Origin of the sequence: Phenylobacterium sp., assembly GCF_030645195.1 — a bacterium.
Classification (GTDB): Bacteria; Pseudomonadota; Alphaproteobacteria; order Caulobacterales; family Caulobacteraceae; genus Phenylobacterium.
Genome location: NZ_JAUSLW010000064.1, coordinates 1 through 9,200, shown reverse-complemented (window position 1 = coordinate 9,200; position 9,200 = coordinate 1). Strand labels below are relative to the sequence as shown.

The 9,200-nt window shown below is 68.2% G+C and carries 6 protein-coding genes and 1 pseudogene; 4 read left to right on the top strand and 3 right to left on the bottom strand.

Translation table 11 applies throughout. The features are described 5' to 3' along the window. From Q7T09_RS05515 to flbT, 3 genes are all read right to left on the bottom strand, one after another. The coding region (locus Q7T09_RS05515) for a beta strand repeat-containing protein (RefSeq protein ID WP_370689208.1) at positions 1–3,662 on the bottom strand (3,662 nt) is incomplete at its 3' end. A gap of 647 nt (positions 3,663–4,309) precedes the next feature. Then, positions 4,310–4,675 carry a flagellar biosynthesis regulator FlaF gene (flaF, locus tag Q7T09_RS05510; protein WP_304698289.1) on the bottom strand — a complete coding sequence of 122 codons (366 nt, stop codon included), beginning with the start codon at positions 4,673–4,675 and terminating at the stop codon, positions 4,310–4,312. After that, positions 4,641–5,063, bottom strand: coding sequence for a flagellar biosynthesis repressor FlbT (gene flbT / locus Q7T09_RS05505; RefSeq protein ID WP_304698288.1), 423 nt, complete (start codon positions 5,061–5,063; stop codon positions 4,641–4,643). The genes flaF and flbT overlap by 35 nt, the downstream gene beginning before the upstream one ends. A gap of 245 nt (positions 5,064–5,308) precedes the next feature. On the opposite strand from flbT, the gene Q7T09_RS05500 reads away from it, so the two are divergent. The 4 genes and pseudogenes from Q7T09_RS05500 to Q7T09_RS05485 form a co-directional block, all read left to right on the top strand. Beyond that, positions 5,309–7,096 carry a tetratricopeptide repeat protein gene (locus Q7T09_RS05500; RefSeq protein WP_304698286.1) on the top strand — a complete coding sequence of 596 codons (1,788 nt, stop codon included), beginning with the start codon at positions 5,309–5,311 and terminating at the stop codon, positions 7,094–7,096. 77 nt (positions 7,097–7,173) lie between these two features. Continuing rightward, positions 7,174–7,515: a hypothetical protein gene (locus Q7T09_RS05495; RefSeq protein WP_304698284.1), complete on the top strand. Its 342-nt coding sequence runs from the start codon at positions 7,174–7,176 to the stop codon at positions 7,513–7,515. 134 nt (positions 7,516–7,649) lie between these two features. Then, positions 7,650–8,525: a MoxR family ATPase gene (locus Q7T09_RS05490; protein ID WP_304698282.1), complete on the top strand. Its 876-nt coding sequence runs from the start codon at positions 7,650–7,652 to the stop codon at positions 8,523–8,525. Positions 8,526–8,603: 78 nt separating this feature from the next. Further along, positions 8,604–9,200, top strand: a pseudogene (locus tag Q7T09_RS05485) (hypothetical protein); the annotation flags it as partial.

The following is a 9,200-nucleotide window of genomic DNA, read 5'->3' as shown; positions in this document are numbered from 1 at the left end:
GACAGGCTCCTCAGCTGGGTGGCGGTGAGGCCGCCGACCTGGGTCGTGGTCAGGGCGCCGATCTGGGTGCCGTCCAGGCCCGAGAGGCTGGTGTTGGACAGGGCCCCGATCTGGGCCGCCGAGAGCGCGCCGATCTGGGTGACGTCGAGACTGGCCAGGCTGGTGGAGGACAGCGCCCCGATCTGGGCCGCCGACATGGCGCCGACCTGGGTCGCCGAGAACTCGCCGATGTCGGTGGTGTCCAGGGACTTCAGCTGGGTGGTGGAGAGCGCCTTGACCTGGGTGACCGAGAGCGCCGCCACTTGGGTGCTGCTGAGCGCCGAGATGTTGGTGGCCGAGAGCGCGCCGACCTGGCTCGGGGTCAGGGCGCCGACCTGAGTGGCGTCGAACTCGCCGATGTCGGTGGTCGACAGGCCGGCCAGCTGGCCGCTGGTCAGGGCCTTCACCTGGGTGGTCGAGAGCGCGGCGACCTGGGTGCCGTCCAGGGCCGAGAGGTTCGTCGCCGTCAGGGCGGCGATCTGGCTGGCGCCCAGGGCGCTGATCTGGGTGGTGGTGAATTCGGCGATGTCAGTGGCGTTCAGCGCACTGAGTTGGGTCGCGGCCAGGCCCTTGACCTGGGTCGTCGACAGGGCCGCCACCTGGGTGCCGTCGAGGCTGGAGATGTTGGTGGCCGTGAGCGCGCCGATCTGACCGGCGCTGAGGGCGCCGATCTGGGTCGAGGTCAGTTCGCCGAAGTCGGTGGTCGACAGGCTCTTCAGCTGGGTGGTGGTCAGACCGCCCACCTGGGTGGTGGTCAGGCCGCCGATCTGGGTGGCGTCGAGACCCGACAGGCTGGTGGCCGACAAGGCCCCGATCTGAGCCGCCGAGAGGGCGCCGATCTGGGTCGAGTCCAGGCTGCCGAGGCTGGTGGAGGTCAGGGCGCCGATCTGAACGGCCGAGAGCGCGCCGACCTGGGTCGCCGAGAGCTCGGCGATGTCGGTGGTGTCCAGGGCCTTCAGCTGGGTCGAGGTGAGCGCCTTGACCTGGGTGGTGGAGAGCGCCGCCACCTGGGTTCCGTCCATCGCCGAGAGGCTGGTGGCCGAGAACGCCGCAATCTGGGGGGCGCCGAGGGCGCCGATCTGGGTCGCCGACAGCTCGCCGACGTCCGTCGTGTTCAGGGCCGCCAACTGACCGGTGGTGAGCGCCTTGACCTGGGTGGTGGACAGGGCCGCCACCTGGGTGCCGTCCAGGGCCGAGAAGCCGGTGGGCGACAGGGCCGCGACCTGGGTCGTGGCCAGCGCGCTGAGCTGGGTGGTGGTGAACTCCTGCACGTCGGCGGCGCCGAGCGCACTGAGCTGGGTCGCGGCCAGGCCCTTGACCTGGGTCGTCGACAGGGCCGCCACCTGGGTGCCGTCGAGGCTGGAAAGGTTGGTGACCGACAGAGCGCCGATCTGAGCCGCCGACAGCGCCCCGATCTGGGTCGAGGTCAGTTCGCCGAAGTCGGTGGTCGACAGGCTCTTCAGCTGGGTGGTGGTCAGGCCGCCGACCTGGGTGGTGGACAGGGCCGCCACCTGGGTGCCGTCCAGGGCCGAGAGGCTGGTGTTGGACAGGGCCCCGATCTGGGCCGCCGACAGGGCTCCGACCTGGGTGACATCCAGCGCGCCGAGGTTCGTGGCCGACAGGGCCGCGATCTGGCTCGTCGAAAGGGCGCCGACCTGGGTCGCCGAGAGCTCGGCGATGTCGGTGGTCTCCAAGCCCTTCAGCTGGGTGGTGGTGAGCGCCTTGACCTGGGTCGTCGACAGTGCCGCGACCTGGGTGCCGTCCAGGGCCGCGAAGCCGGTGGCGGTCAGGGCGGCGATCTGGCTGTTGCTCAGGGCCGAGATCTGGGTGGCGGTGAACTCCTGCACGTCGGCGGCGCCGAGCGCGCTGAGCTGGGTCGCGGCCAGGCCCTTGACCTGGGTCGTCGACAGGGCCGCCACCTGGGTGCCGTCGAGGCTGGCGATGTTGGTGGCCGTCAGCGAACCGAGCTGGGCGGCCGACAGGGCGCCGATCTGGGTCGAGGTCAGCTCGGCGAAGTCGGTGGTCGACAGGCTCTTCAGCTGGGTGGTGGTCAGGCCGCCGACCTGGGTCGTGGTGAGGCCCGCGATCTGCGTGCCGTCCAGACCCGAGAGGCTGGTGGCCGACAGGGCGCCGATCTGCGAGGCGGCGAGCGCCCCGAGCTGGGTGCTGTCGAGGCTGGCCAGGCTGGTGGCCGACAGGGCGCCGATCTGGGCCGCCGACATGGCGCCGACCTGGGTCGCCGAGAGCTCGCCAACGTCGGTGGTGTCGAGCTGCTTGACCTGGGTGGTCGAGAGCGCCCGGACCTGGGTGATGGAGAGGGCGGCCACCTGGGTTCCGTCCAGGGCCGCGATGTTCGTCGCCGACAGGGCGCCGATCTGGCTGGCGGTGAGCGCGCCAACCTGGGTGGCGCTGAACTCGGCGATGTCGGTGGGGTTGAGGCCGGCGAGCTGGGTCGCCGCCAGGCCCTTGACCTGCGTCGTCGACAGAGCCGCAACCTGGGTGCCGTCCAGAGCCGAGACATTGGTTGCCGAGAGCGAGCTGATCTGGCTGACCGAGAGCGCCCCGATCTGGGTGGTGGAGAACTCACCCATGTCGGTGGTGCTGAGACCCTTCAACTGGGTCGTGCTCAGACCGGCCACCTGGGTGGTGCTCAGCGCCCCGACCTGGGTGCCGTCGAGGCTGGAGATGTTGGTGGCCGAGAGCGCGCCAAGCTGGGCGGCCGACAGGGAGCCGATCTGGGTCGAACTCAGGTCGGCGAAGTCCGTCGTCGACAGGCTCTTCAGCTGGGTGGTGGTGAGACCGGCGACCTGGGTGGTGGAGAGCGATCCCACCTGGGTGGAGTCGAGGGCCGAGAGACCCGTGGCGGTCAGAGCGCCGATCTGCGAGGCGGCGAGCGCGCCGAGCTGGGTGGTGTCGAGGGCCGAGACGTTCGTCGCCGACAGGACGCCGATCTGGCTGGCGGTGAGCGCACCGATCTGGGTGGTGGAGAACTCACCGATATCCGTCGTGCTGAGGCCCTGAAGCTGGGCGGTGGTGAGCGCCTTGACCTGGGTGGTCGACAGGGCCGCCACCTGGGTGCCATCGAGGGACGAGAGGTTGGTGGCCGAGATCGCGCCGACCTGGGCGGCCAGCATGGCGCCCAGCTGGTTGGCCGAAAGCTCGGCCATGTCGGTGGTGCTGAGTCCTTGGATCTGGGTGGTGGTGAAGCCCTTGATCTGGGTGGTGTTCAGCGCCCCCACCTGGGTGCCGTCGAGGCTGGAGAGGTTGGTGGCCGACAGGGCGCCGATCTGCGCGGCGCTGAGGACCGCGATATGGGACGTGTCGAGCGCGGCGAGTTGGGTGGTGGAAAGCGCCTTGACCTGCGGGGCGCTGAGGACGGTGAGCTGGGCGGTGTCGAAGACCACCGAAGTGTCGAAGAAGGGGATCTGCGTCGCCGAGAGGCCCTTCACCTGCGAGGCGGAGAGCGCTCCGACCTGCGTGGCGTCCAGGGCTGCGATGCCGCTGGTGTTGATGGCCCCGACCTGGGTGGCGCTGAGCGACTGGATCTCGGTCTGGGAGAGCCCCTGGATCACGGTGACCGAGAGGGCGCTTATCTGAGCCGCCGAAAGGCTGGAAATCGCCATGTGAGCTTCCTAGTCGATATATTTGAGCAGCGGTCAGTCGGTCGGACGCAAAAGCACTTTAGAGAGCGGCGCACTACCTGGACGCGTCCCCCGACCCCACCCACAACAGAATCACTTACCAGTTTGTTACGATGATTCTTGGCCTCTGGACCCGTTATCCATTGGGTCTGGAAGTGTAAGGACAGGTTTGGGAGGCCCCTCGCAGGTCCTCGCGGAGCCCTTGGTCTGAATATCCCCCGGACCGCCCCTCCCCTCTCCCCCCGCCCCCGAGGGCCAAGGGCGCCAGGTCAGGCGATCGCCATATTGCCGCCACGCGGGCGCCGCAAACGACGACCTGTTGCCGGGTCAAGGTTTGCGGGCTCGGCCAGGGCCTTGGTCGCGCCCTTGGACAAGGAGCGTCGGACGCCGGGTCGGCGGCCGTGGACGGGCCCGCGGCCGATTCCGTGGCCCAGGAGCTGGCCCCCTGCCCGACCCTGGCCCGCCGAGGCGCGGGATGCCGGATCGACCGGCGCGCCGCCGTCGCCGCGACCATAGAGCGCAGCAGAAGTGTTTACCTTAAATCGCCGTCCTGGCCGCCCTGACGCGCGCCGATGGCCCCGGTTTCGGGGAGTACGACGGCTGGTTGCATCGACTCGCCTTGACGAGAGTCAGGCGGCTTCGGCCGCGCCGCCGCTTAGGCCCTGCATGATCATGCGGTTGATCTCGATCAGGTCCTGGATGTCGTCCTGGCCGCGGATCACCAGGCTGGTGTGCTTGCCGACCCAGATCGCCAGGGAGATGATCTGGGCGCGCAGGGATTCCGGCAGGCCGTTCTCCGCCGCGCCACAATCGGTGGCGAAGGCCGACCACATGCGGCGGTTCCAATCCAGCGCATCGGCGCGGCCGCCCAGATCCGACGGATCGAGCTTGGCCGCATCCATGAGGGCGCGGGTGACCTGGCCGAAGAGACGATACTCCGTCTCCCGGGCGGTCTCGGCCCTAGCCGCGGTCTGCTGGTACGCTCGAAGCGACATTCGTCCCCAACCTCTGGTCTTCGTACTCGATGAGCTTCCGGCAGAGCATCAGCGCCTTGTAGTATTCCTTCTCCATGCAGTGTTTGGAGATCGCGACGCACTCAGACAGCACCGCGGGATTCCGAATCACACCCATGAACTCGGTCAGGCGGTGAACGAATTCGTCGTAATAGCGGGCGGCGCCTGTCTCATCGAGGTACATCATCATCACCGGGAAGTAGATTCGGCGGGCGGGCGTGGTGACCTCTTCCTGCTGCATGATGTCCTTCTCTCGAAGGACAGAAGCCTTGTTCTGGAGAATCAGGACGCCGCGGCGATCACCGTTCTGGACGACGGCGCCGTTGAGCACGAATTTCTCGCCGGGTTTCAGCGACAATTTCAGCGGCAAGGCGCTTTTCCCCCGAACAACTTGCGCCAATGCGGCGCGAATTCCTGAACTAGGCCTGCCGGAAAGCGCAAACGCCGCTTCCCGACCCAGGAGGCATAACCGGACGTAGGTTAACGACGCCTTGCGACGCCCGCCGAGGGCCGCGCCGCGACCTTGTGCGACAGAGTGGCGCTTAGCATCAGATTAACCATGATTGCATGTATCTGTCTCCCTATTCGCCACCTCATCCCAAGGAGCCCGACTCAATGCCGCGTCCGGCCAAGCACAGCGCCACCTCGACCGCGGCGCTCGAGTCAGGGACCGCTCCAGCCCAGGCGCGCCTGTCCACCGAGGCGATGGGCGCCAGCGGCGACCGGGCCACGCTCAACCGCCTGAACGCCGCGGTGGGCGAGCTGAAGGCGCTCGCGGTCCAGCCCCTGCTGCAGAACGCCGTCAACGCCCTGCGCAAGGATGACCACCAGGCCGGGGCGGAATGGGCGATCAAGGCCCTGGAGCAGGACGAGCGCAGCGGCTTTGGCTGGTACATGCTGGCCATCGCCCGCGAACTGGCCGGAGACTTCAAGGGTTCGATCACCTGCTACGAGGCGGCCATCGCCCTCCTCCCCGATCACGCCGAACTGGCCAACAACCTGGGCCGCCTGGCCTTCCGGCTCGGCCAGCCGGAGGTCGCCGAACGCCTGTTCCGCCATTTCCTGGCGCGCTTCCCCGACCATCCCGAAGGCGCCAACAACCTGGCCTGCGCCCTGCGCAGCCAGAGTCGGTTCGAGGAGGCCATCGACGTCCTCAAACCCGCCCTGACCAAGGATCCCCGCCACCCGATGGTCTGGAACACCTTGGGCACGGTGATGGCCGAGCAGGGCGATCCGGTGAACGCCCAGGTCTTCTTCGACGAGGCCCTTCGCCAGGACGCAGGCTTCGCCAAGGCTCGCTACAACCGCGGCAATATGCGCATGGCGATCGGCGAGATCGCCGCGGCCCTGGCCGACTGCGACACCGCCCTGACCCAGACCACCCTGGAATCCGAGCGCCAGATGATGCGGCTGGCCAGGTCCACCATCCTGATCAACCTGGGTCGCATCGGAGAGGGCTGGGACGATTACGAGGCCCGATTGCACCCGCAGTTCACCGACTGCACCCAGTTCCTGGTGGAGCGCCCGCGCTGGGAGCCGGGGATGGACCTGACCGGCAAGTCCCTGCTGGTGATCGGGGAACAGGGGCTGGGGGACGAGATCCTATTCGCCAACCAGCTGCCGGACATCGTCGAGGCCCTGGGTCCGGAGGGCAAGCTGACGCTGGCCGTCGAGCCGCGCCTGGTGAGCCTGTTCCAGCGCTCCTTCCCCCAGGCCGAGGTCGGCCGCCACAACACCTACAGCGTCGAGGGCCGCACGGTGCGGGCCGTCCAGTTCCTTTCCGGGCGGATGGACGAGATCGACCTCTGGACCCCGATCGGCTCGGCCCTGCGCCAGTTCCGCCGCTCGGTGGACGATTTCCCGGTCCGCGACCGCTACATGATCGCTGATCCCGTCCGGGTCGCCCACTGGCGCGAGGTGCTCAAGACCGCGCCCGGCGGCAAGAAGGTCGGCCTGCTCTGGAAGAGCGCCATCGCCAGCGCCGGGCGCCATCGCTATTTCTCGCCCTTCGAGCAGTGGGCGCCGATCCTGGCCACGCCGGGGGTCTGTTTCGTCAACCTCCAGTACGGCGACTGCAGCGAGGAGATCGAACAGGCCCGCCGCGACTTCGGAGTCGAGATCTGGACGCCGCCGGGCATCGACCTGAAGCAGGACCTGGACGACCTGGCGGCCCTGGCCTGCGCCCTGGACCTGGTGGTGGGCTTCGCCAACGCCACCTCCAACATCGCCGCGGCCTGCGGCGCGGTCTGCTGGCTGGTCTCCACCCCCGGCGCCTGGCCCCGCGTGGGGACCGACCGCTACCCCTGGTACCCGCAGATGCGGGTCTTCCAGCCGCCGGCCTTCCGTGACTGGGGCCCGGTGATGAACGAGGTGGCGCAAGCCCTCGGCGAGTTCGCCGCCTGACGGAACGGCCCTCGGTTCCAGGGGTTGAATCCCGATCAGAGCCTTCCCCCGGAGGCTTGCAGTCGAGGAACTCCCCGATGCCCGGCATTTCCGAATCCGACGACGGCGCCGACGCCCAGGACCAGGCCGAGACCCAGGACGAGGCCAAGCTCGACGACCGCGAGGAGGTGGGCGAGATGCGCACCTTCGAGGAGTTGCCCGAACTCCTCGACGTGACCACCGCGGCGGAGGACGACGACCAGGACGGCCTGATGGCCGACAATGACGACACCCCCGGCCCCGACGACGTAGAGGGTCCCTACCCGGTGCGAACCCAGGGCGACGCCGCGGAACCCGCCCTGGAAGGGCGCCTCGACCAGGGGCTGGAGGAGAGCTTCCCGGCTTCCGACCCCCTGGCGGTCAGCCCGCGCAACGACTAGCCAGCCCCGCACTTAGCGCCGGCCGCGACGTTCAAGCCGCTTGAATGTCGCGGCTGTGCCTTTAGGTTGGCCCCAGGTTGAAACATTTGTTCGAGCGCGGGCGTCTTTCTACGCCCGCCCCTGGGAGCCCAATTATGAGCGAGCGTCAGCGTTTTGAAGGCACCGACAATTACGTCGCCACCGAAGACCTCAAGGTGGCCGTCAACGCCGCTATCGCGCTGGAGCGCCCGCTGCTGATCAAGGGCGAGCCTGGCACCGGCAAGACCGTCCTGGCCTTCGAGATCGCCAAGGCGCTCGGCGCCGAGATGATCACCTGGCACATAAAGTCCACCACCAAGGCCCACCAGGGCCTCTACGAGTACGACGCCGTCACCCGCCTGCGCGACAGTCAGCTCGGCGACGAGCGGGTCAAGGACGTGAAGAACTACATCAAGAAGGGCAAGCTCTGGGAGGCGTTCACCGCCGACAAGCGCCCCGTCCTGCTGATCGACGAGATCGACAAGGCCGACATCGAGTTCCCCAACGACCTCCTGCAGGAGCTCGATCGGATGGAATTCTACGTCTACGAGACCAATGAGACGATCAAGGCCGAGGTCCGCCCGATCGTGATCATCACCTCCAACAACGAGAAGGAGCTGCCGGACGCCTTCCTGCGCCGCTGCTTCTTCCACTACATCCGCTTCCCGGAAGCCGAGACGATGAACGAGATCGTCGAGGTCCACTATCCCGGCATCAAGCAGAAGCTGGTCGCCGAGGCGCTGCGCATCTTCTACGACATGCGCAAGGTCCCGGGCCTGAAGAAGAAGCCGTCGACCTCGGAACTGCTCGACTGGCTCAAGCTGCTGATGGTCGAGGACATCGACGCCGCCTCGCTGGCGGAGAAGGATCCCACCAAGCTGATCCCGCCGCTGCACGGCGCCCTGCTGAAGAACGAGCAGGACGTGCACCTCTTCGAGCGCCTGGCCTTCCTGGCCCGCCGCGAAGGCGCGGGCTCGCGGCCGGGCCAGTAACGCTTACGACGAATTCACTCGACCAAGTCACGGGCTCCGGTCACCGTTCTTCGCGAACGGGATCGGAGCCCAATTCTTATGAAGACCCTGACGCTGCTGGCCGCCTCGGCCCTCGCGCTCACCACCGCGGCCTGCCAGAGGCCCGCCACCCTCAACGCCAAGCTCGACTGCCCCGCCACCCAGGGGGGTCTTACCCGCGTTAGCGCCGCCGCGGACGGGCAGAGCTGCGTCTATCGTGAAACCGACGGCGCCGAGGTCACCCTGACGCGCATGCCCGTGAAGGGGACGGCCCGCGCCACCCTGACCGTCCTTGAGAACGAACTGAAGACGCTGGGCGGAACGCCTACCGGCGCCTCCTCCGCCGACAAGGCCGCCGCCCCCGGCGCGGCCGCCGAGGCCGCCCGCATCGAGGCCGAGGCCCGGGCGGACGCCAAGGTCGGCCAGAAGATCGACGAAGACATCGACGTCGCGGTGAAGGACGCAGAGGGCTCTGCGCGCTTCCGGGCCACGGTCGAGGACGGGGAGAACGGCGAGGATCACACCCGCGTCGACCTGCCGGGCCTGCACGTGGTGGCCGAGGGCGACAAGGCCGACGTCAGCGTGGGGCCGATCCACATCGACGCCGACGGCGACAACTCCACCGCCACGATCAAGATGTACCGGGAGGTCCGCCTG